The organism is Pseudoalteromonas sp. TB64, assembly GCF_000498095.1.
Classification (GTDB): domain Bacteria; phylum Pseudomonadota; class Gammaproteobacteria; order Enterobacterales; family Alteromonadaceae; genus Pseudoalteromonas.
In genome coordinates this window covers 78105-103602 of sequence record NZ_AUTQ01000081.1, presented here as the reverse complement: position 1 = coordinate 103602, position 25498 = coordinate 78105, and the positions used below count along the sequence as shown (strand labels likewise).

Here is a 25498-nt window from a genome sequence, read left to right as displayed (position 1 = left end):
GCAAGCAGAGTCAAGTTAAAACTTATTAAGTACTACTTCTTGTATGAAACGGCTACCAAAATAAGCAAGTGTGAGGATAAATGCTGCGACCATGATGGTAATAACGACCGGTTTTCCTCTCCATCCTTGTTTCATATGTCCTAATGCAGCAATGGCAAAAATTGCCCATGCAATTAATGACAATATCGTTTTGTGTATAAACTCTTTTGCAAACATTCCATCAAGAAATATAAACCCTGACAACAATGCTAAGGTGAGCAATATAGTGCCCAAATTAAGTAATTGATATAACTGGCGCTCAACTACCATTAGTGGAGGTAGATGACTATGTACTATAGCAAGGTCTTTACGTTTTAAGCGCTTATCAATAAAGTAAAACTGTACACCATATAAAGTAGCGATGATTAAAATACAGTAAGCAAGTAAAGATAATGAAATATGAGTAACGAGACCTACTTCAACGTTAATACTTTGCAATAAAATATGGTGAGGAATAAATAAGCTGGCAATACTTAACAGAGCTGCAAAAGCATATACCACAGGCAACAGTAACGTAGCCGGAAACTTTAACGAGACGGTTGTAACTGATACAACAATGACCCAACAGGTTAATAAAGCCACATTAACAATACTTAAATCTTGACCGTCGGAACGAAATACAGAATTTACCAACAACAGCATATGCGCCACTATTGCAACCGTACTTAGTATTACAGTTACTTTTTGGCTAGGACCTTGTTTATGAAACAGTCGCGATAGCACGTGAGACGTTGCTAACACATAAAATAAACTGGCAATAATAGTTAAACTAATAATCAGCATTGTGCTTGGGCCACTTAATTTGAGTCAAAAAAATCTTGTTGTTATACAACCATTGTATTTTATAGCAAAGCAAATGGATAGACCTTAAAAAAAGAAACTCAACTAGCAGCACTTGAACACTGTATTGTCCGGCACCATTTACGGTATACTGTTTTTAATTCAAATTTAATAATATCAATCTCATCAATTAAGTGTCTGCATATAAAGACCTTTGATTAGGTTTGATATAACGTCTTATCGGAACCGATTCATGTTTGAGAACCTCCAAGAACGATTAGGTAAAACCTTAAAAAATATCAGTGGTCGTGGCCGCCTGACTGAAGATAATATTAAAGACACTCTTCGTGAAGTGCGTATGGCTTTTTTAGAAGCCGATGTGGCGTTGCCTGTTGTACGCGATTTTGTAAAACAAGTTAAAGAGCGTGCTGTAGGTGTAGAAGTTACAAAAAGCCTAAGCCCTGGCCAAGTATTTGTAAAAATAGTACGTGAAGAACTCGAAAAAGCCATGGGTGAGGCTAATGAAGAGCTAAGCCTAAATGCACAGCCGCCAGCTGTTGTTATGATGGCAGGTTTACAAGGCGCGGGTAAAACAACCAGCGTAGCTAAACTAGCGAAGTTTTTAAAAGAACGTAAGAAAAAATCTGTACTTGTAGTGAGCGCCGACGTGTACCGTCCAGCGGCAATCAAACAGTTAGAAACACTTGCAGAAGAAGTTGGTGTTGATTTTTTCCCAAGTGATATATCGCAAAAGCCAGTAGATATTGCTACAGCAGCAATATCTCATGCGAAAAAGAAATTTATTGATGTTGTATTAGTTGATACAGCCGGTCGTTTACATGTTGATAGCGACATGATGGACGAGATTAAAGATCTTCACAAAGCAATCAATCCAATTGAGACCTTGTTCGTTGTTGATGCAATGACAGGTCAAGATGCGGCAAATACAGCAAAAGCATTTGACGAAGCATTACCACTTACCGGTGTTATATTAACAAAAACCGATGGTGATGCACGTGGTGGTGCTGCTTTATCTATTCGTCACATTACGGGTAAGCCTATTAAGTTCATGGGTGTTGGTGAGCGTACTGATGCACTAGAACCTTTCCATCCAGACCGTATAGCGTCGCGTATTTTAGGCATGGGTGATGTACTTTCATTAATCGAAGAAGTCGAGATGAAAGTAGATAAAGAGCAAGCTGCCAGAGTTGCTGAAAAAGTATTTAAAGGTGCAGGGTTTACCCTTGATGATTTTGCTGATCAATTAAAGCAAATGAAAAGCATGGGTGGCATGATGTCTATGCTCGATAAGCTTCCAGGTATGTCTAACTTACCAGATGCAGTTAAAGGTCAAATGGGCGATAAAACATTTATTCAAATGGAAGCCATTATTAGCTCGATGACTAAAAAAGAACGTGCTCGCCCAGAAATCATTAAAGGTTCGCGTAAAAAACGTATTGCAGCAGGCTCTGGTACACAAGTACAAGAGATTAATAAGTTGCTTAAGCAATTTACGCAAATGCAAAAAATGATGAAAAAAATGAAAGGTAAAGGCGGCATGACCAAAATGATGCGTGGTATGAAAGGCATGTTACCACCTGGAATGATGGGTGGCGGTGGTCCTAAATTTTAAAAAGTACCATTAAGTTACTTTTTAAAATAATAGCGAATCATATTTAAAGGAGCAAATAGCTCCTTTTTTGTTGAATAAATTATGCATGTAATACACCTTTAACCCTTATTTATCGTTGAGATCACGGTTTAACCTACTAAACTGCCTTTTAGGTTCACTTCTTACTTGCGTTATTGCCAAAAACTCGTACAATTCCCCAGCTCCCCATTCTGGGGAGTAAATCTTATTAATGAAAACAGTCAATCTTTATAGAGGACGGTATGGTAACTATTCGTTTGCAACGTGGTGGCGCTAAAAAACGCCCTTTCTATCAAATTGTGGTTGCGGATAGCCGTTTCTCGCGTGACGGTCGCTTCATCGAGAAAGTAGGCTTTTTTAACCCAATTGCTTCAGGTCAAGAAGAAAAAATTCGTTTAGATTTACCACGTGTTGAACACTGGGTAGGTCAGGGCGCATCTCTTTCAGATCGCGTAGCTAAGTTAGTAAAAGACGCTCGTAAAGCGGCTTAATAGGCGTAAGTGTAACCATGAGTCAAGAGAACACCTCATCAATCATTGTCGTAGGAAAGCTCGGTGCCCCATATGGTATAAAGGGCTGGCTTAAGGTACATTCATTTACTGATGATCCCGTAGGGATCTTCGATTTCAGCCCGTGGTTGATAGGGCAGCAAGGTAAATGGCAGTCCTTAGAAGTGGTCGACTGGCGTCGCCACAACAAAGGCTTTATCGCTAAATTTGCGCAGGTAAACGACCGAGACGAAGCAATGGCTTATACCCATGCTGAAATCTCAATGGATGCAGCGCATTTACCAGAACTCCCGCAAGGTGAGTTCTATTGGCGAGATCTCATTGGCATGTCTGTTGTAACCGATAAAGGTTATAGCTTAGGCATTGTTGATGACCTGATGGAGACAGGATCAAATGACGTACTGGTTGTGAAAGCAAACAGTAAAGACGCATTTGGTCAAGCTGAGCGTTTGATTCCTTTTTTAACTGATTCAGTTATTAAAGAAGTTAAATACGACGCAAGAGAAATTACCGTAGACTGGGATCCTGGTTTTTAATGACACAAACTAGTTCATTATGGGTAGGGGTGATAAGCCTTTTTCCAGACATGTTTGACGCTATTACAGACCAAGGTGTTACCGGTCGCGCAGTAAAAAATGGCTTAATTGATTTTAACTGCTGGAATCCACGAGACTACGCTTTAGATAAGCATAGAACCGTAGATGACCGTCCTTACGGGGGCGGACCTGGTATGTTAATGATGGTTGAGCCATTAAAAAAAGCGATTGCCGAAGCTAAAAAAGCAGCTGGTGATGGTGCTAAAGTAATTTATATGTCCCCGCAAGGGCGCAAACTTGATCAGCAAGGCGCTAGCGAACTCGCTAACTCTAAAAAACTGATTTTGATTGCCGGTCGCTATGAAGGTATAGATGAGAGAATAATAGAGTCATACGTTGACGAAGAATGGTCAATTGGTGATTTTATTTTGAGTGGTGGTGAACTACCTGCCATGACATTAATTGACGCAGTAGCGCGATTGGTGCCAGGTGTGTTAGGTCATAACCAGTCAGCAGAACAAGATTCATTTTCGGATGGCTTGTTAGATTGTCCACACTATACACGACCAGAAACATTGGACGACAAACAGGTGCCTGCTGTATTGCTCAGTGGAAACCACCAAGAGATAGCAAAATGGCGGCTTATGCAGTCATTAGGCAGAACTTGGCTACGACGTCCTGACTTGTTGCATAACCTAGCTCTGACTGAGGAGCAAGCGGTATTACTCGCGAAATTTCAGCAAGAGTACCAAAAAGCTTGTGGCTAGAAGACAGTTACACCTAGGAAAGTGAGAAACATAATGGCAAAAGTAAACCAAAATATTATTAAAGCGCTTGAAGATGAGCAGCTTAAAACAGACGTACCTGCATTTGGCCCTGGTGATACAGTGGTTGTACAGGTAAAAGTAAAAGAAGGTGCAAAAGAGCGTCTACAGGCCTTTGAAGGTGTTGTAATCGCTAAGCGTAATCGTGGTCTTCACTCAGCATTCACAGTTCGTAAAATTTCGAACGGTGAAGGCGTTGAGCGTGTATTCCAAACGCACAGCCCTCTTATTGATAGCGTAACAGTTAAGCGTCGCGGTGCAGTTCGCCGTGCTAAGCTTTACTATCTACGTGAGCGTTCTGGTAAATCTGCACGTATTAGAGAAAAGCTTAACTAATACGCGTTATTTATCAACGCAAAAAAACGGGTTGCATCCTTTGGGATGCAGCCCGTTTTGGTTTTTATAAATAAATTTATAATTAATAAAGTAGTCACATTAAACTGTATTTATATTAGTTGTATTTAATACCAGTTTTATTCCTGCATTAGATGTTCTAAACAATTAAATAGCACACCGCATTAAAAGTCACTTATTTACTCAACCTAATAACATCATAAGTATCTAGTTATGATTTAAGAGGTGTAGAGCCCAAAATATACCTGCTTTATATAAAACTACTTAAAGGTTGTAAGCTTTAATCTGTAGAGCCAATATTTCAATTTAATTAGAATTATAAGTAATAACATCCATTAAATACGGCTTTGCCTTTTTACCTCACTTTTTGTTTACTAAACTAGATCTGCTCTTTTAACAGCTAACGTATCCTGTTAGTATTTATCGTATTGATTAGTTTACTTATATGTAAATTTAAATTTACGATTTAATGTTTTAAGGTGGGACAAGAACGTGGCAGATATTATAGATTTAGCCCAGTTAAGAGATGGTATAGATGAATGCGATACTCAACTGGTTGCCTTACTTGCAAGACGTAATGGAATCACTCAAAAAATAGGTGCATTTAAACAACAAACGGGTGCGCCATTGCATGATCCAGAGCGAGAAGCTCAGTTATTAGCAGCAAGACGCCAAGAAGCAATAAATCAAAATGTAAGCCCCGATTTAGTTGAAGATATACTTAGACGAATGATGCGCGAAGCGTATCAAAATCAACAGTCTAAACTTGCTTGTGTTGCATGTGATCTTTCACCAATTGTTATTGTTGGTGGGGAAGGTGTTATGGGTAAATTGTTTGCTAAACAATTTGAGCGTTCTGGTTATGAAGTAAAATCCCTCGATAAACATAATCAATCACAAGCAGTAGATATTTTAAAAGGTGCAAAGCTTGTTTTAATTAGTGTGCCAATTAACTCATTAGAAAAAGTGGTTAACGATTTACCTAAACTCGACGATGATTGTCTATTAGTAGATATTACATCGGTTAAACAAGCACCAATAAAAGCATTAAAAGCAGCACATAGTGGTCCCGTCGTAGGACTTCATCCTATGTTTGGTCCAGATATTTCACATTGGGTAAAACAAACTGTAGTGGTTTGTGAAGGACGAGACCCTAGCGCAGCTAAAGGATTATTAAATCAGTTACAGGTATGGGGTTGCCAACTTGTAGAGCTGAATGCAAAAAAACACGATGAAGCAATGCAAATAATCCAAGTAATGCGCCATTTAACAACGTTTGTTTACGGACAGTTTTTAGCAAAGCAAAGCCATACACTAGAAGAGTTACGCAGCTGTTCGTCACCAATTTATCAGCTTGAATTAATGATGGTAGGGCGTTTGTTTGCTCAATCTCCAGAGCTGTATTCAGATATTATGTTGGCGCAATTTGATGATGTGGAAAATTTACTCGCGCAATACCAAGACACATTTGCACAAACGCTGGATAAACTAAAAGCAGGAGATAAAAGTGCACTTATTGATGCTTTTGCTGACGCTAAGGTATATTTTTCAGATTCAACTGAGCACTTTTTAACACAAAGCAGAAGCCTATTAAATAAAGCTAATGATGCAAAAGTGCTTGATTAAACAGGTAAGCTAATAATATAGCTAACTCGTTTGAGTTATTAAAAAGGTCTATTTATTACAAATAGACCTTTTTAGTATGCGGCAATGCTATATAGATTCTAAGTATTAACGCTAACTGCTTGGAGTGATTCACTCTGGTAACACCCAAGTATACGAACGTATTGCGTGTATTCTTTTAGCTCTTCTAGGGCTTCTTTTACTTGGCTATCGGCTAGGTTTGCTTCTAAGTCCACATAAAACACTTCTTCCCATGGGTTACCTGGCATTGGACGAGACTCAAGCTTAACCAAGTTTATTTTGTGCTGTTTAAAAATCATTAAGGCATCAGCCAATGAACCAGCTTGTTGCTTTGTTGACATAATTAAACTTGTTTTAGTTGGTATCTGATTTGAAACTTGTAAAGGCTTACGAGAAACAACAATAAAGCGACTATGATTTTCACTTTGATTCGCAAGGTTTGACTTAATTACTTCTAACCCTACGTTTTTACCAGCCTGTGCTGAGCCAATTGCTGCACTATTTGGTGTAGTTAATGCCGACTGTAGTGCGCTTGATGTTGAGTCGCAGGTTTCGTGTTGTAAATCGCCAAGCCCTTGTAAAAAACGGCTACATTGCGCAAACGGCTGAGGGTGAGCGAATATTTTAGTAAGTTGACTTAGCTCTGTGTTTGGTACCGTTAGTAGGCAGTGTTCAACACTATGAGTTACTTCACCTACAATCGAAACTTGAGCATGTTGTAATAAATCAAATACTTCATTGATACTACCTGAGCTTGTATTTTCGATAGGAAGTAACCCAAAGTCAGCTTGACCGTTCTCTACTTTACTCGTTATTTCGTCAAACGAGGTACAGCCAATTTCAATGAGTTTTCCTGGGCGACGGCTAAAATATTTGTGACATGCTAATTGACTATATGAACCTTGACCGCCTAAATAAGTAACACGATGGGTTTCAGTAAGCGCATCTGGGTTTAAGTTTTTTTGCAGCATAGCTTGTTGATGTAAAACAGAGTCTTCCAAAATAGTTTGAAAAACATTGTTTACGTAGTAAGCATCTAAACCAAGTGATTTACCGTAGCCAATTAGCTTTTCTAATAATGCAAGTTCACGTGCTTCATCGCGAATTGGTTTGTTATTGGCAATTTTGTATTCAACCACACCGTGACTAATCCGGCGACGTTTAGCTAATAACACAAGCAGGTCGGAGTCTATCTCATTTATATCGTGTCTTAGGGTATTTAATACATCATTTGTCATTTTGGTTTCCTCATTCCAAAAAATAAGCCGTGATTACACAGCAAAAACAAAAAAGCCTCCCAGTTGGGAGGCTTTACTATTCGATTGATTTTATCTCACAAACAGATCAGCCTCTTTTATATAAAGAAGCTAAAAAACGAAAAAAATGTGTTTGAGTAAATAATATTCATCGTAGCAATGTATGTAGAGTTGCAAGTAATGTCAATAAAGAGTTTGTACTTAAATAATACGTTAAGTCATATTTATTTTTTAACGAGTGTGATTTTTTAAAAAGTTAACAAAAAATTTATAATTAAGGTCTGGATCTGGTATATTTCCTAACTACAAACTCAAATAATAACAATTACTAATAATAAGGTTCGCCTGTGGTGTATCGACGCCCTCCATCGCGTTTTGGATTGAATTCTTTAAGTGTAAAATTATCGCTGCTTATTTCTGCAATTTGTTTGATTGCGGGTGTGTGTGCTGCTGCTTTAATGCTTAAATCAGAAGAAAAGCAACTCGTATTTGAAGAGCACGAAGTGCTAAAAAGCTCTACTGATTTATTAATAAACCAATTTAATGAACGTATTAAAACAAAAGAAAACATTGCTCAGCAGGCTAACAACGTAGTAACAGAACAACTTTTTTCAAAACAACAATCAATTGACCTTAAAAACAAAGCGCAGTTACAATTTAATAACGATGGTTCAATTAGAAGCGCATCACCAGACGGTTTATCTGCTGCCTACCTACCTCAAGAAAACTATTCACCATTTTATAAACAGTTAATAAATGATTCAGAGTCGTTATGGCGAATAATTGCACCGACCTTAGTACACGACTTTTTTAATTTTTACCTTATTACACAAGACAATTTTATTCGCATATCGCCACCCGATTGGGCATTAAATACACCTGCGGGATATAAATTTAAAAGCGGTTCTAGTTTTAACTATGCAACAGGTGAGAGTACTTCAACTCGCGAACCTAAGTGGTCGCAAGTGTATTTTGATAAAGTGTGGCATAAGTGGGTAATTAGCTTACTTGTTCCTGTTTATGTTGATAACGAATTATTAGGTGTAACGGGTAACGATATAGCACTTAATACTTTGATATCTCATTTGCCTGTTGGTGATAAAGAAAAGCATCTGCTGGTATTTGATAGTAAAGGTCAAGTGTTAGCACATCCAGATATAACCCCTGAACTATTAACAAGTTATGGTGTTAAAGGCAAAGCACTTAATTCAAAGGATTTTGTTAATGATGAGCTACAGTCAATCATTAATGAAGCAATAAAAATGCATCTTCCTGAATACGCCAATTCATTTAAAGAAAATGATGAGGCACATATTATTAATATTCGTAAAATTGACGATTTAGATTGGTATATAGGTGTTTATAAAAAGCGTTCTTCTACACTATCTGCTTTACAAGATTTGAAGCTGAAGTTTTTTGGACTTTTTATTTTATATGCAATTTTAGTTGCTTTGTTACTACATCAAGCGCTTTATCAACTTGTACTTCGCAGGCTTCATACCTTGGTTTATGCAGTTACAAGCTTTGGTCAAGGGCAGTTACAAATTGAATTTCCACCAGAAAATAAAGATGAGATTGGTACTCTTAATGGCTCATTTAGAGACATGACTGTAGAAATTCGTAAACTTATAAATGGTTTAAATCAACGTATTACTGAAAAAGAAATTGCTGAAAAAGCGGCAAATCGTCTATCTAAAGCAGTTGCCTTTTCGGGTACTGGGGTGGTGATAACAGACGAAAACTTTATTATTGAGTATGTAAACCCTAAAATGCTTGAAATGACTGGTTTTCCAGAAAAACACTTTAACAGAGCGCCTTTGCTAAACATTATAGCGACAGAAATGGCTATTTTAGTTGACGATATAGATATTGATTTACGCAGTAGAAATTATTGGCGAGGCGATACACTTATTCAAGGGTTAGATAAACAGCCTATATGGGTATCGCTTAGTGTATCTCCAATTCATGAAGATGACGGTAAAATAACGAGTTATGTAGCTTCTGCACAAGATATTTCGTTTGTAAAAGAAAGCCAACGTAAAATGGAGCAACTTGCATACTTTGATACGTTAACGGGTTTAGCAAACAGAACATTTTTTAGAATGCAATTACGCAAATCAATGGCACTTGCAGAGCGAGGGCATTATGCCTTTGCGCTGTTTTATTTTGATTTGGATGAATTCAAACGCATAAATGACACGCTTGGACATGATGCTGGCGATCAACTATTAGTCGAAGTTGCTAACAGGCTGAAAAAACGCCTTAGAGCTGAAGATACCATTGCACGTTTGGGTGGAGACGAATTTGCGGTTTTACTCAGTGGAATAGAAAATCAAACACACGCAACAGATGTCGCGAATACAATTCAAAAAACGTTAAATGTTCCAATTAAGCTTGGTAGCAATGAAGTTATTGTGAGTGCAAGTATAGGTATAACAATGGCTCCTTACGATAGCCTTGAAGAAGACCAGCTATTAAAACATGCTGATTTAGCGATGTACGAAGCAAAAGCAAAAGGGCGTAATACATTCCATTTTTATAGCCAAGAACTTAATGCAGCCGCTAATGAGCGGTTGTTTATCGAAAATGAACTTCGACAAGGCTTAAAAGAAAAACAGTTTGTTGTTTATTATCAGCCTCAGGTTGATAGTCGTAATAATAATGTAGTGGGTTATGAAGCGTTATTAAGATGGTTTCATCCAACCGAAGGCGTTATTTGCCCAACTAAATTTATTCCGATTGCAGAAGCAACAGGTTTAATTGTTGAGTTAGGTGAATGGGTATTACAAGAGTCATGTAATTTTGCCGCCAGGCTGAAAGAGCAAGGACGAGAAAATAATATTTCAGTTAATTTATCTGCACGCCAATTTAAAGACGCAAGCTTAGTTCCAACACTAAGTAAAATGATTATTAGATCAGGTGTATCAGCTAAGCGGATTCATTTAGAGCTTACTGAAAGCATGCTAATGGGTAATGTAGAGGCTGCTATAACGCAATTACATGAACTTAAAGCGTTAGGTATTTCAATCTCTATAGATGACTTTGGAACCGGTTACTCATCATTAAGTTATTTGAAACGATTCCCCGTTGATATATTAAAAATTGACCGCTCATTTGTAAAAGATATACCAGAAGACAGTAACGATATGGAAATTACAGCGGCTATAATTGCTATGGCACAAAAATTAAAATTAGACGTAGTTGCTGAAGGTGTTGAGACGATAGAGCAGGTACAGTTTTTGCAAAATAATAATTGTTTCATTGTGCAGGGTTACTATTTTAGCAGGCCAATTCCTGAAAGTGATTTACCACACCTGTTTGAAAAATTAGGTGATCCCCTCACTTTTTCATAAATATAGAAATTGCGGGATTAACCTCCCGCAATTTTCACTTTAAATTTTAAGCTTTCTAAAATCGCTTTTAATTTATCTCGGTCATCACCTTGAACTTCAATTACGCCCTCTTTAACAGCGCCGCCTTGACCCATTTTGCTTTTAATTGTTTTGGCCAATTTTTTTAAATCATGTTCCTTTGGTTCTATACCTACAACCAGCATAACACCTTTACCCTTACGACCTTTTGTTTGACGTTCAATACGTACAAAACCGTCTTTAAAAATTTTACCAGACACTTCTTTTTCTGGTTTTGGCTGGGTTATACGACCCATATCCGTTGAATATACTAACTGACTATCACTCATACCTAACCTGTATAGATAAAATGAATTAAACAATGCCGTAAATGATAGCAAATTTGCGCTTGTGTGTTTTTATTTTTGCTAATTACTTTTAACAGGTTATATTTAGTTCAAAGGAAATATTATTAGGAACCGTATATGAGTTTAACTAAAAATGAATCAGTTGATGGCACTACGTTAACAATCCAAATTAAAGGTAAGTTTGATTTTAATTTAGTGCAGTCTTTTCGCCAGGCATACGCGCAAATAAGTAAAAGCACAGTTAAGGTAGTTATTGATTTAAGAGAAACAGAATACATGGATAGCTCAGCGCTTGGCATGTTACTAAATATGAAAAAAACGATAGAGAGCCAAGTTAGCACAATTGAAATAAGTAACTGCCAACCACAACTTAGGAAAATATTACAGATTTCACGTTTTGATAAAAAATTTGATATTTCCTAATGATGCATGTGCTAATTGTAGATGATCAGGCGCTTAACCGCATTTTGCTAAGCAAAATGCTAGAGCTTGAAGGGTATAAAATATCTATGGCTTATAATGGTCTCGAGGCTTTAAAGGTACTTGAGAAAGAGCCTATAGATATTGTTTTACTCGATGTATTAATGCCTGTAATGGATGGGTTTGAAACAGCACAAAAAATAAAGAAATACTTTAGTGAAGTATATCTACCCATTATTTTTATTACATCATTAGATGATCAAGCTAGTTTTGAGCGTTGTTTGGAGGTTGGTGGTGATGACTTTATTCGTAAGCCTTTTGAAAAAGTCATTTTATATGCAAAAATCAAAGCCCACAGTCGTACTCGCGAGCTAAGTAAAAAAGCGAATGAGCAAAAAAAGCTGCTTGAATATCATCATAATCAAACCGAGCGTGAACATGAAATTATTGAACATATTTTTAATAATTCATTAGAAAATCAAGGAAAGTTCAAAGAGCATCTCGATTTTAATTTATCACCAGCTTCTATGTTTAACGGAGACATGTTTTTAGTCGCACAAAGCCCAATAGGTAACTTGTATTGCATGCTTGGTGATTTTACAGGTCATGGTCTTGCTGCAGCGATAGGTGCGTTGCCTGCGTCTCGCGTGTTTTATACAATGGTACAAAAAGGCATGGCAGTGAATGATATTGCCAGCGAAATAAACATCCTTTTATATAACTTGTTACCAGGACATATGTTTTGCGCTGCAACAATTGTAGAGCTTAGTGCTTCAGGTAAAAGTATATCAGCATGGTTAGGTGGGTTGCCGGATGCTTATTTAATTGATAGAGAAGGTAATGTAAAGCAAACATTAGAATCTCAACATATGGCATTGGGGATTTTAGATGAGCATGAGTTTGAGTATGAAGTAATTCACTTTGAAACAAATCAAGAAATGCGTTTGGCATTGGCAACTGATGGAATTATAGAAACAAGCAACAAAGATGACGTTTTTTTTGGCGAAGAGCGTTTTTTACAAATATTAAAAAGCAAAACAATGATTAGCTGTGAAAACATTGTAGATAATCTTAACCAGTTTGCAGATGGAAGCGAGCAGCAAGATGATGTAAGTATTGTTTTGCTTAATTGTTTACCTTTAGCACCAGAAGAAAAAGCACGAGAAGCTTTTTCTACATTGGCATTTAATTTATCACTAAGTTTAAACGCCAAACAAATAAAGCAAACGGATCCTGTTTATGATGTGGTTAATATTTTAAGTAGTGTAGGGGGGTTAAATGCACATCGTTCAAATATATTTTTACTTCTCTCGGAAGCTTATAATAATGCGCTTGATCATGGCGTCTTGGGGCTAGATTCGAATATTAAACAACAAGATGATGGTTTTTTCAAATACTATGAAATGCGAGAAAAAGCACTCGCCTCATTAGCTGACGCAATGATTATTATTGATATGCGTTATTGCCCAGACACACTGAGTTTATATTTTATTATTTGCGATTCAGGACGAGGGTTTAACAGTAAACCAGACGAGTCTTCAAGTAGCAATAATGAGTTTGGTAGAGGGGTTTCGTTATTAGAGGAAATTGCAGAAAAAGTGACGTATAACGCCAGTGGAAATCAAGTGGAAATGTGTTACAAGCTAAGTTAGAGGAGTTAGAGAAGTTAGTGTTTCGTAGTCTACTTAATAGTTATATGCTTTTGTACAGCAAGGGGTATGTAAGCTCCTTATAAAGAGACAAAAGCGCCACATAAAGAATACAGCGACTGTTTAAAGACTTTTCTTACGAGCATGGCTTTTTTACTCCCTTTTAATTATGCATTAGGTTACAAATTACTCGCCATTATTTAATTACTCTAAATATAATAAATTCTGATCCTGAAAGCTCGACATGCTCTAGCTCTCTAAAAATATCCATGCTATTATTCTTGAAACTTTAGATGTATGGATGGCTAAATGATTTCTTCTTACCTACAAAAAGCACAACTTAGTGTTGACTCAAACCTAATTGTAACTGAGCTCGAAAAGCTTGAGCAATACCTTGCAAGCTCATCTTTGTCAGAAGTTCGCTGGCAGTATCAAATTCCTGAATTAGGAGAGGGAGGGGCGTGTAGTTTATTTGGTTACCTTCAAGATGAACCATTTAAGTTAACTGACTATGTAAAAAAAGATGAGGCAACACAAGCTAAGCTTGCTAACTTACAAAACATAGTTAATTACATTGAACAACAAACAGGTGTTGATTGGTATGGAATATATCAGTCAACAAACACAAGCGATGGTAAGCAGTTATTAAAGTTGGCTTATCATGGCGTGCCAAGTCGTCCTTTATTTCCTTTAACTGAAGCATTTGCAGCGGGTAGTAATAATGTTCAAGTTGCTTTATCAAACACAGGGCGTGTTATTAATAATGTTGAGCAATATTTAGCTCAAGGTGGCGAATACTATACGTGCGATCCAAAAGTTAAGTCAGAAGTATGCTTACCCCTTTTTGATTCACATAACGAATGTGTAGGGATTGTTGATGCAGAGGCATTTAAAAATGACTTTTTTGATGAAAAGTCTCTAGCGATATTAATTGCATGCTGTATTAAAATTCCTCACTTTCTAGTGTAAATAACACTAGTCAATATGATGTGCTTTTATGTTAAGCTTAAACCAACAGCTAACCCCTAAATAACGATAAGAGATAGCCAATGTTTTCAGTATTAAAACCATTACCAACAGATCCTATTCTTGGCCTTATGGCGGCCTATAAACAAGATACCAACCCTAATAAAATTGACTTAGGTGTAGGTGTTTACAAAGATGAGCAAGGCAATACGCCGGTATTAAAATCGGTTAAAAAAGCTGAAGCGTTTCGCCTTGAAAACGAAACTAGCAAATCTTACATTGGTTTAGCGGGTAATTTAGATTATTGTCAAAAAATGGAAAGCCTGTTACTTGGCGAGCATAAAGCATTATTAGCTAATCGAGTGCGTACAGCACAAGCTCCTGGTGGTACTGGTGCACTTCGCGTTGCCGCTGAGTTTATTAAGCGCTGTAATAAAGATGCTACAGTGTGGGTAACTAATCCAACGTGGGCTAATCATATTAGCTTATTTGAAGCTGCTGGCTTAACGGTAAAAGAATACCCATATTACGATTACGAGAATAAAGACTTACTGTTTGACGAAATGATAAACACACTTCAAAAAGTGCCAAAAGGTGATGTGGTTTTACTACATGCGTGTTGTCATAACCCAAGCGGTATGGATTTAAACGAAACACAGTGGAACACAGTTGCTGAACTTGCAAAAGAAGTGGGCTTTACACCACTTGTTGATATTGCATACCAAGGCTTTGGTGCTTCACTTGAAGAAGATGCACGTGGCTTACGTATTTTAGCCGATGCAGTAGAAGAACTCATTATTTGTTCTTCATGCTCTAAAAACTTTGGTTTGTACCGCGAGCGTATTGGTGCATGTTCACTTATTGCAAAAGACAGTGCGACAGCTGATATTTCAAACTCGGTAATGTTAAGTGTTGTACGTAGTATTTACTCAATGCCACCAGCGCATGGTGCAGATATTGTTAATACTATTTTAAGTAGCACTGAGCTTACACAAATGTGGCATTCAGAGCTTGATGAAATGCGTAGTCGCATAAATGGTCTACGTACTTTAATTAAAGAAAGCTTAGCAACTAAAGATATTGCTCAAGACTTCTCATTCATTGAGCGTCAAAATGGTATGTTTTCTTTCTTAGGTATTAATAAAGAGCAAATTGCTCGCCTACAAAAAGAATACGGTATTTATATTGTTGGTTCTAGCCGTGTAAATGTAGCTGGTGTTAGTAAATCAAATATTGAATACTTTTCGAATGCTGTAGCTGACGTTTGTAAATAAACGCAGTTAATAAAAAAACCGCACATCATTAATAATGATGTGCGGTTTTTTTTAGCGAAATTTAAATAAAGAGAAACTACTTCTAACCAATTGCAGGAATAAGCCCAGCCATTTGCATAAACTGCGCAGCAATAATTGTTATACCGCATACAGCGGCTATACCAAGCCCTATATTCCCGCTTTTTACTTTATAACCTGTTTTTTCTGATGAAGCTCGTTGTTTATAAACCATTGCCACAGGTAAGAATATCGCAAGTACTACTAATGCAATTGCAGCGTATCCCAGTGCCATAATAAATCCTTGAGGATAAAATATTGCAAAACCGAGAGGTGGGATAAAGGTAATTAATGCAGTTTTAATACGGTCTGTTTTGTTATCACCTTTTTTAAAGGCATCAGCAAAAAAGTCGAATAAACCCAAACTCACACCTAAAAATGAAGTTGCGAGCGCTAAGTCTGCAAAGAGTTTAACGGCAATTGCCACATTAGGGCTATGAGCAATACTCGCAACACTTGCAACAAATCCACTGAGTCCTTCACTGTTAAGTAAATCCTCTTGGCTCATAACTCCTTGGCTTAATAACTGCCAAAAAATATAAATCACCAATGGTAATGCAGCACCTGCAATCATTACATTACGTAGTACTTTTATTTCAAGACCTACGTACTTAACAATAGAAGGAATAGATCCATGAAAACCAAACGAGGTAAATATAACCGGAATAGCCGAGAGAATTAAACCTTGCTCTACAGGCATTTCTAATAAATGCGTACTTTGCACATACGGCGATAGCATATAAAACAGGCTGCCTAATACAATCATTTTTATAGTAAAAAGCACTCTATTAAATTGATCCACCTTACTTGTGCCAAGTGTTACTACACTCGCAATTACAATTGCTAGTAAAATTGAGCCAAATTGTGGAGCTATACTTACATTAAAGCCAGTATTTATTCTCTCTTGTAGTTGCGTGCCTCCACCTGCAATATAAGCAGCGCATAGAGCATAAAATAAAAATACCATCGAAAAGTTAGCAATATATTGCCCACGTTTGCCAAGCCATAACTTTGCTAAGGTATTTAAAGTTGCATCGCGTGGTGCATATTGGTGTAGTTCTAACATAAGCAATGCTGTGTAGGTCATTAGCATCCAACTTCCCACAATGAGTATAAGCGCAGTAGTAAAGCCTAAGCCCGCAGAAGCGATTGGAAGTGCCAACATGCCTGCACCAATGGTTGTTCCTGCAACAATTAACATGCTACCTATTGTTTTATTTTTAAGCACTTAATAATCCTGATAAATCGTGAGAGATATGCACGATATAACTAGTTTGCCAAAACTTAAATAGTTTTGTAATAAAATACTGCAATTAAACCGCAGCTTCTAATTTAAAACTGTTTTTTAACATATTAAAAAGTGATTAAGTAAGTATCAATCAGCATTTTAAATGTATAATTTAACATCATTTATTTTAATTACTTAGCAAGGAATGGCGCGTGCCAATTAAAGTATCGTATTTTTTAATGGTTCTTATATGGTCTACTACTCCGCTGGGTATTGTATGGAGTAGTGAAACTGTATCGCCAACGCTTGCTGTATTAATGCGTATGCTGGTGGGATTGTTTTTGGGTGGCTTAATTGTTGCCATTACAAACATTAGAGTGCCTTGGAGTAAAAATGCATGCCTACTTTATTTTTATTCGAGTATAGGTATTTTTGGCGGCATGTTACTGAGTTATATGGCAGCTAAAACAGTCCCTTCAGGTATTATTTCGCTTATGTTTGGCTTGGCGCCTATTTTGTCGGGGTTGCTTGCTCAACAGTTATTAAATGAACCTAAATTTAGTCCAATTAAGTTAGCTTCGTTAGCGTGCGCTTTAATCGGCTTATATTTTGTAAGTTATAACCAAGTACAAAACTCACAAACTCAAGGGCTAGGCTTACTGTATGTGTTTATGGCTGTGTGTTTTTTTAGTTTAAGTGGCGTGATGATAAAACGTGTACAAATAGCAATTCATCCTATGGCGACCACATTTGGTGCTTTAGTTTTTGTAACTCCCTTATTTTTTATGGCTTGGTGGTTGCTTGATGGTGAATTACATATAGATAGTTGGAGTGCTAAGTCTTTATGGGCTATTGGTTACTTGGGTATATTTGGGTCGCTAATAGGGGCTTTAGCTTACTTTCATGTATTGCAAAACCTAAATGCTAGTACGGTATCGCTTACTACACTTATTACGCCAAGTTTTGCTTTAGGCTTGGGTGCTTTGCTTAATAACGAATCACTTAGTAAGGAGCTAATTATTGGTGCTGTTATTATTTTAATTAGCTTAGGTGTATTTCAATTTGGTGATAAATTTTTTAAGCGAAATAAATTAAACATTAAGGGCTAAATGCCCTTCAGTATTACATTTTAGCTATTTGAATAATTAAACGGCGGTTTTTGTCGCGACCTAAAATATTGTCGTTGGTATCTACAAAGCGTTTTTCGCCTAAACCAGTTGTTTGAACTTTTGCTTCATCTACACCCAAACTCACCATGTAATCTTTTATTGTTTTAGCACGCTTGCGCGAAAGATCTAAGTTATTCCAACGTCCACCGTAGCTATCGGTATATGAATCAATACTAATAGATTCAATACTTGCGTCATTTTTTAAATATTCAGCAATTTTATTTAAACGTTGTTGAGATGACTTAGTTAATTTACTGCTGTTCGATTGATAGTTCATAACAGTAAATGAAATATCTTCGAAGCTATAGGGAAGTAACTCATCCCGACACTGTAAAAACGCCCAATAAGCTTGTTTAAAATTAACGCTCGATATACCAACGGCAATTTTATCGGCACTGTTTTGCCAGTCTTGATAGTAAAAAGTAGGGTAGTAGCCCTTTTCTAGTTCGGTTAGCATTTCCCAAGCTGTTTTGTTGCCAAGTTCACCGTCAAACTTTTTAAGTAGTTTCATGTTAGCAATATCACGGGCCGGTAAGCCTGCTCGCCAAGACGGTGGAACTGCTTTTAAACCAGCAATAGCGTAATTATCTGGGCGTACAACCATATCTAAATTAAAGGTTAGGTTTTTGTTTTTACTTGCTGAAGCTTTAAAAATGGCTTCACCATAATATGGAACTTCATGATTTAATTGGCATTGTAAGCGCGTTGTTTTAACTAAGTCCCAATTAGAGTTGTCTTGGTTTGCAGTGTATTGGCGCATAGCAGCGTCGGCGCTACCGTTTAACAGTGCACCGGTTATACTTAGGCTAATAAATAACAACTTAAAAGTCATGGGGTACTCTCCAATAAATCAGGCATGCCAATAATTTGGCAAAATGCAGCATAATTACTATTAAAAGTAAATTACGCTTAGCTAGCTATGAATTTAAAGCAAATTACATGCCTATAATTTTAGGTGTAATTAATCTTGCAAGCTACTAGCCGAAAGGCCCTCACTTTTGACATAATAGAGGGCTTATACCTACAAACCAAGAATACTATGGCAAATACTGAGCAAACACTTTTCGCAAAACGCTTTCGCGGCTTTTTTCCAGTGGTTATTGATGTTGAAACCGCAGGTTTTAACAAAAACACCGATGCTTTATTAGAAATTGCTGTTTCTGTTTTAAAAATGGATGACGAAGGGTTGCTTAGCATAGATCATACCGTGCATTTTCATGTAGAACCTTTCGAAGGCGCTAATATAGAGCAAGCTGCTATAGAGTTTAATGGTATAGACCCATTCTCGCCATTGCGCGGTGCCTTACCTGAAGATGAAGTTATTAAAGATATTTGTAAAGTTGTGCGTAAAGCACAAAAAGCAGCCGGATGTCAGCGCTCTGTAATTGTGGCGCACAATGCCGCATTTGATCATGGCTTTTTAAATGCTGCAATAGAGCGTAATAATATTAAGCGCACGCCATTTCATCCATTTGTAAGCTTTGATACAACCACACTTGCAGGATTAGCATTAGGACAAACAGTATTGGCAAAAGCTTGTCGTGCAGCGGGTATTGAATTTGATAATAGCCAAGCTCATTCGGCGCTTTACGATACAGAGCGTACAGCTGAACTTTATTGTTTAATCGTAAATCGTTGGCAGCAACTTGGTGGTTGGCCATTAGCGCCACTAGAAGATAATGACGCAGAACTAGAAGCTGACGATATTAATGGCGACGATGCTAAAACGACTGAGTAATTTTACCTTCACTTAGTTTTACTAAATGGGGCGGATAAATACGCGAAAACTGCTTTGATTCTTTCGCTATTTTAAGCTCCACGCCCGGATGCATCTGTTCATTCACTTTTAAACGACTGGTGGCTAATAACTGAGTCATTTTTTGTTTAATCAGTGATTTTTGTTTTTTTACTTGAGTTGAACGAGTTTGTATATGGTGCTCATTAGCAATTATTTTATCTAAAAAAAGCTGACGTTGAGCAGGAACTTGTATTTTATTCGCTTTTACTCGCGCGAGCTCTAGGGCAGTAGATTTATTCGCGAGTACTTTTTCAAAATCAGCAATTTGAGTTTGTTTTTGACGAAGTTCGTACCAATGCTGAGCCAAAAAAACACGTGTTTTAGTACCAGCAGGAGCACCTAGTTCACCAAGTTCTATATGCATGGCATCTAAAATATTACCGCCAATAATTTTACCACGCGGATTATTTGCTTTTCCTACACGTATTAATCGTTTTGCACTTAAATCACAATGCAGAGATTGACGTTCTATAAGTAAATCCTGTTCTGTTTTTATTTGGCAATATTGAGCATAACCAATCGAAATTGTTCGCTGAGCGGTAATAAAACATGTAAATACCTCTTCGTTTTCACGCTTACGACCAATTGCACCTTGCATAATAGTTACAGCACTTTTACTTTCAATAATACCTGATTCAACAAATCCCAAAACTGTGATATCGCCATTTGCCTTAACACGCATACCATCTTTTATATCGCCGCTGATAATTACACTGCCATCAAAATCAACATGACCTGTACTCACATCAATATTATCAAAACATAAAACATCATCAACACGCATTCCACGAGGAAGTGCAACAGGAACGCCCTTGCAATCGGCTATCAGCATGTTTGGGTTATTTGGATCTATTTTGGTACCTTCGAATGGCTGTAATTGTAGTTCATTGCCTGGGCTTGCGGGAATTAAATCACCAAATACAGTATACCCATCCTCTCCAAGAGTAGCTGCTACACGTTGCATAAGAGGTGCACCTGGTTTTACTGTAATAATTGCACCAAGGTTTTTCATATCAACCTTGCCGCCTTCTTTAGCTTGAGGGCTGAGTACTCGGTCTTGGGCCGTTGAGCATAAACGAACAAATTTGGCATCGCTGCCTTTTTTAGGATTACGCCCATGGGCTATTACAGCACTGTAAGAGCTACCAGCTGGCTGCTCAAATTGTTGCCCTAAAAATGTATCTAATGCACGAGGGCTAATACCTTTTTTAACACCTGTATCAGCAAGTGCTTTTTGGGCATCCTCCATTGAGAGTAAAGCACCGCCTTTTGCAGTGATAATAGTTGCTTGCGCTATCATGTTTTTTTCATCAACATTAATAATTATTGATGCTTTAACGGCTTTGGCAATAATCAATGACTCTTCTTGATAGTTTTTACTTTGGGCAAAAAGCTTTCCGATATTGACCGAAATAACTTCAAATTCACAATAAGGCGATTGCTCTAGTAACTCAATCAATTGTGTACCATTTACCGGAAAACCACTATCGACAGGATGTTGTATTAAAGACAAGTCCCCCGATTTTTGATCAAATGAAAAAACCGACATTTATTTATTCCCTACTTAATATGCCTGTTATTATTTTTATATTACCCCTGTTGCTTTAAGACAAAAGTTCTACCTGCCATTAAAAAAGCAACTCCCTATTTGAGCATAACTAAGTGGCTATGTTAAGCAAATGTTGTTCAATTGCTTTGCTATTTATACGTTAATGGATATTTACTGCTCAGTTAATATCAATCAATAAAATAAAAGTGGCTTACCCCTTGAGTATCAGGACGTTACTCGGTTATACTGCTTGCACGCTCTGAATGAGTTTACTGATTCAGGGGCTGATTAGGATTCGACGGAATTCAAGACGCCCAAGGTGCATGTCGAGGTGCGGTTTGCCTCGTTAAACAGCCGCAACCTAAAGTAATCGCAAACGACGATAACTACTCTCTAGCAGCTTAGGCTCGCTAGCGCTCCTTCTACGTATTCTTGTGGACTAGATTTTGGAGTGTCACCCTAACACCTGATCGCGACGGAAACCCTGGCCGGGGTTGAAGCGCTAAAACCAAGCGGCCTCGCCTTTACTTACCGTGTTTGTCCGGGACTTAAAGGTTAATTAAATGACAATACTAAGCATGTAGTACCGACGGTCGAGGCTTTTCGGACGGGGGTTCAAATCCCCCCAGCTCCACCAATAAAGGTTTTTAGACTCGTTATCTTAAAACCATAATTAACCCGTTTATTTGATAACTCAGATAAACGGGTTTTTTTATGAAAACGATTTAAACTGTCGTTTTACTATACAAATCAAAATTTTAGATGCTAGCTTAGAGTTGTTATAAAATATCAACTTCAGGTGAATAAGTATAAATAATGCCTAAATACACCCGCCTTTTACTCTTACCAATAAAATACTAACTTTAGTTGCCAAAATTAGTGAGCTAATAGGGTGGCTATCTATACAGCAAGAGCAAGATAAACTATTACGCTTGCGTAAAATAAACCGTATGCGCACTGTTCAAGTCTCACTTGCTATAGTGGCGAGTACGCTCACGCAACAACAAATAACCGTAATACTAAATGGTAAACGGGTTATAGCTCCACCTAAAAAAGTCCAAGAAGCGCATAATGCAATTAGTACATATGAAGCTTTAACTCAATGGCAAGCTGCTAACGGTAAACACCTGTTAGATGCCCATTTGTTAATGATGAAATGCTTAGTAAAAGATGCCGGTATGTACCGACAAGAAGTACTCTACATTAAAAATGGTTGCATGCTCATATTCTTCGGGTATTGACTACTTTGACTGTACCACTACAGACACGTGGCTCTAATAAGCCATTCCATTCTTATATTTAGTTATATGAAATTCTTCGCAATTTACCTTTTAATAAAATAATTAGCAGCGTTAAAAACGACATTAAAGTAATTAATAATACTAAGTTGAGTGTAAGGGTACTGTTGTTCTGTAAAGCAACGGGCAAAGGTTCTGCTTGTTGTGTGAGGTTTTGGCTTTTATCTTGATTTTGTCTTATGTAGCTCTGGCTTATCCAGTCAATCGCATTTATCCATTGGATTTGAGCGGGATCTGTTTTTTCAAATTGGCTCATGTACAGTGCATCATCATTTAAGTTTTTTGCTAAGCGTGTTAACTGCTGCCAAAACATAAACTGCGGGCCTAAATCGTCTATTTCTTGTAAATGCTGTTTTAGTTTGTCGCCACCCATAGCTTCAATATTTAATTGTCCAACGGTGTCTGCGTAGTTATTTATTGAATGTGAAAATAAAATAAAGTAATCGTTTATTTTCTGCTGATCTGTTTTTATTTTCTCGTCACTGTTGTTATTAACAGGTGCAATGCTTTGGTAGTTTAAGTATTGCTTATAACGGGTATAGCTAAAATTTTCGATTGTTTCATTTGAACTGTTTTTTGTAGCTAAGTTACTGGTAATAAGTTTTGAAGCGATGACTATAGAACTTATTACTAAAATAAAAAGTATGATGTAGTTAATATAAAGCGACGTTTTTAGTGTACGAGTAAGCCATTTGTTTTTAGTATTTGTTGCTGCAACCGTATTTGATATTGGCTCTTTAATTACTGAATTTGTTTGTTGATTATGTTGTTCACTATCTGTTTTTTCACGATTTAAATTGTCACTATCAACAGACGCTTTATGAAGAATGATTTGTTTACTGTCAGTGTTTTTTTCAGTTGGGATCACACTTGGGAATTGCGGTTCTACTTTAGTTATTAAACCGAAGGCTTTAAGTTTTGATTCTGTTTTTACAGCATCAATACTCGTTAAGTTTTTTACTAAAGCATAGGCTTTTCCATCAAATAACTTTATGACAATATAATGAGGAATACTCAAAAACTCACTGAGTTTGCTTTGAACATTTGATATGTCGGCATCATCATTTAGTTGCCCACTAAAAACTATTTTGAACGTTGTGCTCACGTTATTTCCCTGACGTGCCGGTCCCGTTTTACGGGATCTCGTTATTATTATTATTTAACTAAATAATTTAACAGATAAATAAAGGGGTTTCTACTACTCCCGCTAATCATTTTAGATAAAAAGCCTTAACATACTATAGTTAAGGCTTTTAACGTGTAGCTAATACTATTTTACTTATTGTTTGATAAGCAAAATTGATTCACTTTTATTTTCACCTGGCTTTTGTGTCGCTTTTTCTATTATATTTTCAAGAGGTTGATTACGTACACACATAAGTACTTCATTCATGGCTTGGCAAGTGCCAGTTGCTTTTTGATGATGTATTGAATATGTACAATCGTCGTTAAGTTTTTTGTCTGCACATGCTTCCCATGGGGCATTACTGCCGTGTCCTGCATGGCTCAATGCAAAAAATGAAGTGCTAATAAATATCCCAGCAAGAAGTGACTTTATAAAGTTAATTTTTTTCATTGTTATCGTGGTCCTGTTTCATCTTCGGTAAGTGCAATTTCACCTCTAAAGCAGCCAATAAACATGTTTTCTGATACGCTCGCTGCATGATAGTGATAACCACGTGTTTCATCTGTATGTCCACGGCACGAGTCTAAATCTGTAGGCTCTGTATTTGTATCATCTAGCATTCCAAATATGCCATATCCATCAAGCGCGTAGCCCATCATTGCAGAATGACCATCTGATTGAATTTGAGTTTGACTGCATCCGGCTTCGCCGTGATAGTGATAACCTTCATTTAAGTTTATATGACCCGCGCAATCGTCAAATGCTGCAATGGTATAAGCACTTAAAATAGCGTCAACGGGTGCTGGTGCTGCTAGTTCAACACCATTAAGTGCTAAACCAATATTAACTCGACCCACATTAATTGTTTGCGCTGCGGCAATCGGCGTTATAGGAATTAAAAATGATGCAGATATACCACCATTAACATAGTCTATTGAGCATTCAACACAGTGGTTTTGGTATTGCTCTTCTACGTCTGGTCTGGCGGCGCCTTCACATGATTCCTCTGTGTCGGTTATATTAACCAAACCAGTACTTTCGTCATATAACTTCCAATTACTGTCGTTATATAGCGTAGGTAGGCTTAAAATAAAGTCACCAGTAATATCATAAACTTCACCGCTTCCGTCAAACCAAATGCCAGCTTCATCAGCGGTTGAGGTAATATTTTTAGGGCAAAACGAACTAATTTCATAATTTGAAGGTGCTCCAGCAATATCAATTCGATAACAAGATGCTTCATCGCCATTACTTAATGTACATGTTTCGGTTGTGATTGATGAAACGAGTGCGCCACTTTCAAAGTTAAATGGATCTACCTCTACAATGGTTTCGGTTGTTGTGTCTGAATCGCTTGAACTGTCATCAACAACAATGCTGTCTTCTTCTATTATTACCTCTTCGCTGTCGCTATTACAGGCAACTAAACCTATTGTAATAAAGCATACTGTTAATGCTTTTAATAAGTGTGGTATTGGTTTAAGCATGGGGTAAATCCAAATAAATTAAGTTGAATGTATAATATTTGTTAAATGTGCAAACAAAGTGCAAGAATTAAGAAACATTACGCAGTGCAAAAGCGGTCGTTACCAATAATAACAATAAGCTTAAAAAAATAGCGGTAGACCGAGTTATTATTAATCTTCATTATTG

Annotated in this window: 23 protein-coding genes and 1 other RNA gene; 15 read left to right on the top strand and 9 right to left on the bottom strand. The window is 37.1% G+C overall.

The window, feature by feature from the left end; translation table 11 throughout:
* Positions 1-15 precede the first annotated feature (15 nt).
* A complete protein-coding gene (gene ccsA, locus L647_RS0104955) occupies positions 16-822 on the bottom strand; it encodes a cytochrome c biogenesis protein CcsA (RefSeq protein WP_024610201.1) in 807 nt (268 codons plus the stop codon).
* A 250-nt stretch (positions 823-1072) separates the two neighbouring features.
* Between ccsA and ffh the strand changes: the two genes are divergently transcribed.
* From ffh to tyrA, 6 genes are all read left to right on the top strand, one after another.
* On the top strand, positions 1073-2452 hold the full coding sequence (gene ffh, locus L647_RS0104950) for a signal recognition particle protein (protein WP_024610200.1): 1380 nt from the start codon (positions 1073-1075) through the stop codon (positions 2450-2452).
* 260 nt (positions 2453-2712) lie between these two features.
* Positions 2713-2961, top strand: a complete 249-nt coding sequence (gene rpsP / locus L647_RS0104945) for a 30S ribosomal protein S16 (protein WP_002962192.1) — start codon at positions 2713-2715, stop codon at positions 2959-2961.
* 17 nt (positions 2962-2978) lie between these two features.
* Positions 2979-3515 (top strand): ribosome maturation factor RimM, encoded by a 537-nt coding sequence (rimM, locus tag L647_RS0104940; protein WP_010554631.1) that lies wholly within the window; start codon positions 2979-2981, stop codon positions 3513-3515.
* Positions 3515-4282 (top strand): tRNA (guanosine(37)-N1)-methyltransferase TrmD, encoded by a 768-nt coding sequence (trmD, locus tag L647_RS0104935; RefSeq protein WP_007581405.1) that lies wholly within the window; start codon positions 3515-3517, stop codon positions 4280-4282. The genes rimM and trmD overlap by 1 nt, the downstream gene beginning before the upstream one ends.
* Positions 4283-4315: 33 nt before the next feature.
* Positions 4316-4675, top strand: coding sequence for a 50S ribosomal protein L19 (rplS, locus tag L647_RS0104930; protein ID WP_007581406.1), 360 nt, complete (start codon positions 4316-4318; stop codon positions 4673-4675).
* 510 nt (positions 4676-5185) lie between these two features.
* Entirely contained in the window at positions 5186-6319 is a 1134-nt protein-coding gene (tyrA, locus tag L647_RS0104925; protein WP_024610199.1) for a bifunctional chorismate mutase/prephenate dehydrogenase, read from the top strand.
* Positions 6320-6417: 98 nt separating this feature from the next.
* Here tyrA and L647_RS0104920 read toward each other — a convergent pair whose 3' ends face one another.
* Positions 6418-7575: a chorismate mutase gene (locus tag L647_RS0104920; RefSeq protein ID WP_024610198.1), complete on the bottom strand. Its 1158-nt coding sequence runs from the start codon at positions 7573-7575 to the stop codon at positions 6418-6420.
* Between the two features lie 365 nt (positions 7576-7940).
* Between L647_RS0104920 and L647_RS0104915 the strand changes: the two genes are divergently transcribed.
* The gene (locus L647_RS0104915; protein WP_024610197.1) at positions 7941-10946 is read left to right on the top strand and encodes an EAL domain-containing protein; all 3006 of its coding nucleotides are present in this window, start codon (positions 7941-7943) and stop codon (positions 10944-10946) included.
* Positions 10947-10963: 17 nt separating this feature from the next.
* Here the strand turns inward: L647_RS0104915 and L647_RS0104910 are convergent, their stop codons facing one another.
* Positions 10964-11293: a translation initiation factor gene (locus L647_RS0104910; RefSeq protein ID WP_024610196.1), complete on the bottom strand. Its 330-nt coding sequence runs from the start codon at positions 11291-11293 to the stop codon at positions 10964-10966.
* Between the two features lie 135 nt (positions 11294-11428).
* On the opposite strand from L647_RS0104910, the gene L647_RS0104905 reads away from it, so the two are divergent.
* The 4 genes from L647_RS0104905 to L647_RS0104890 all read left to right on the top strand — a co-directional run bounded on the left by L647_RS0104905 (position 11429) and on the right by L647_RS0104890 (position 15620).
* A complete protein-coding gene (locus tag L647_RS0104905) occupies positions 11429-11734 on the top strand; it encodes an STAS domain-containing protein (RefSeq protein ID WP_024610195.1) in 306 nt (101 codons plus the stop codon).
* The gene (locus tag L647_RS0104900) at positions 11734-13383 is read left to right on the top strand and encodes a SpoIIE family protein phosphatase (protein WP_024610194.1); all 1650 of its coding nucleotides are present in this window, start codon (positions 11734-11736) and stop codon (positions 13381-13383) included. The genes L647_RS0104905 and L647_RS0104900 overlap by 1 nt, the downstream gene beginning before the upstream one ends.
* Positions 13384-13689: 306 nt before the next feature.
* The gene (locus tag L647_RS0104895; RefSeq protein ID WP_024610193.1) at positions 13690-14349 is read left to right on the top strand and encodes a GAF domain-containing protein; all 660 of its coding nucleotides are present in this window, start codon (positions 13690-13692) and stop codon (positions 14347-14349) included.
* Positions 14350-14429: 80 nt separating this feature from the next.
* On the top strand, positions 14430-15620 hold the full coding sequence (locus L647_RS0104890; protein WP_024610192.1) for an amino acid aminotransferase: 1191 nt from the start codon (positions 14430-14432) through the stop codon (positions 15618-15620).
* Between the two features lie 82 nt (positions 15621-15702).
* On the opposite strand, the gene tyrP is transcribed toward L647_RS0104890, so the two are convergent.
* On the bottom strand, positions 15703-16905 hold the full coding sequence (gene tyrP / locus L647_RS0104885) for a tyrosine transporter TyrP (RefSeq protein ID WP_024610191.1): 1203 nt from the start codon (positions 16903-16905) through the stop codon (positions 15703-15705).
* A gap of 212 nt (positions 16906-17117) precedes the next feature.
* Between tyrP and L647_RS0104880 the strand changes: the two genes are divergently transcribed.
* The gene (locus tag L647_RS0104880; protein WP_024610190.1) at positions 17118-18014 is read left to right on the top strand and encodes a DMT family transporter; all 897 of its coding nucleotides are present in this window, start codon (positions 17118-17120) and stop codon (positions 18012-18014) included.
* A 13-nt stretch (positions 18015-18027) separates the two neighbouring features.
* On the opposite strand, the gene L647_RS0104875 is transcribed toward L647_RS0104880, so the two are convergent.
* Positions 18028-18906, bottom strand: coding sequence for an OmpA family protein (locus tag L647_RS0104875; protein ID WP_024610189.1), 879 nt, complete (start codon positions 18904-18906; stop codon positions 18028-18030).
* Positions 18907-19113: 207 nt separating this feature from the next.
* Between L647_RS0104875 and rnt the strand changes: the two genes are divergently transcribed.
* Positions 19114-19812, top strand: coding sequence for a ribonuclease T (gene rnt, locus L647_RS0104865; protein WP_024610188.1), 699 nt, complete (start codon positions 19114-19116; stop codon positions 19810-19812).
* On the opposite strand, the gene L647_RS0104860 is transcribed toward rnt, so the two are convergent.
* Positions 19796-21421 carry a FapA family protein gene (locus tag L647_RS0104860; RefSeq protein ID WP_024610187.1) on the bottom strand — a complete coding sequence of 542 codons (1626 nt, stop codon included), beginning with the start codon at positions 21419-21421 and terminating at the stop codon, positions 19796-19798. The two genes, rnt and L647_RS0104860, sit on opposite strands and share 17 nt — an antisense overlap.
* Before the next feature lie 280 nt (positions 21422-21701).
* Here L647_RS0104860 and ssrA point away from each other — a divergent pair.
* Positions 21702-22058: a transfer-messenger RNA gene (gene ssrA, locus L647_RS1000000125165) on the top strand.
* 313 nt (positions 22059-22371) lie between these two features.
* A complete protein-coding gene (locus L647_RS0104855; protein ID WP_024610186.1) occupies positions 22372-22662 on the top strand; it encodes a hypothetical protein in 291 nt (96 codons plus the stop codon).
* A gap of 58 nt (positions 22663-22720) precedes the next feature.
* Here L647_RS0104855 and L647_RS0104850 read toward each other — a convergent pair whose 3' ends face one another.
* The 3 genes from L647_RS0104850 to L647_RS0104840 form a co-directional block, all read right to left on the bottom strand.
* Positions 22721-23824 (bottom strand): hypothetical protein, encoded by a 1104-nt coding sequence (locus tag L647_RS0104850; protein WP_024610185.1) that lies wholly within the window; start codon positions 23822-23824, stop codon positions 22721-22723.
* A 174-nt stretch (positions 23825-23998) separates the two neighbouring features.
* Positions 23999-24295: a hypothetical protein gene (locus L647_RS0104845; RefSeq protein WP_024610184.1), complete on the bottom strand. Its 297-nt coding sequence runs from the start codon at positions 24293-24295 to the stop codon at positions 23999-24001.
* 2 nt (positions 24296-24297) lie between these two features.
* Positions 24298-25332, bottom strand: coding sequence for a YHYH protein (locus tag L647_RS0104840; RefSeq protein WP_024610183.1), 1035 nt, complete (start codon positions 25330-25332; stop codon positions 24298-24300).
* Between the last annotated feature and the right edge of the window lie 166 nt (positions 25333-25498).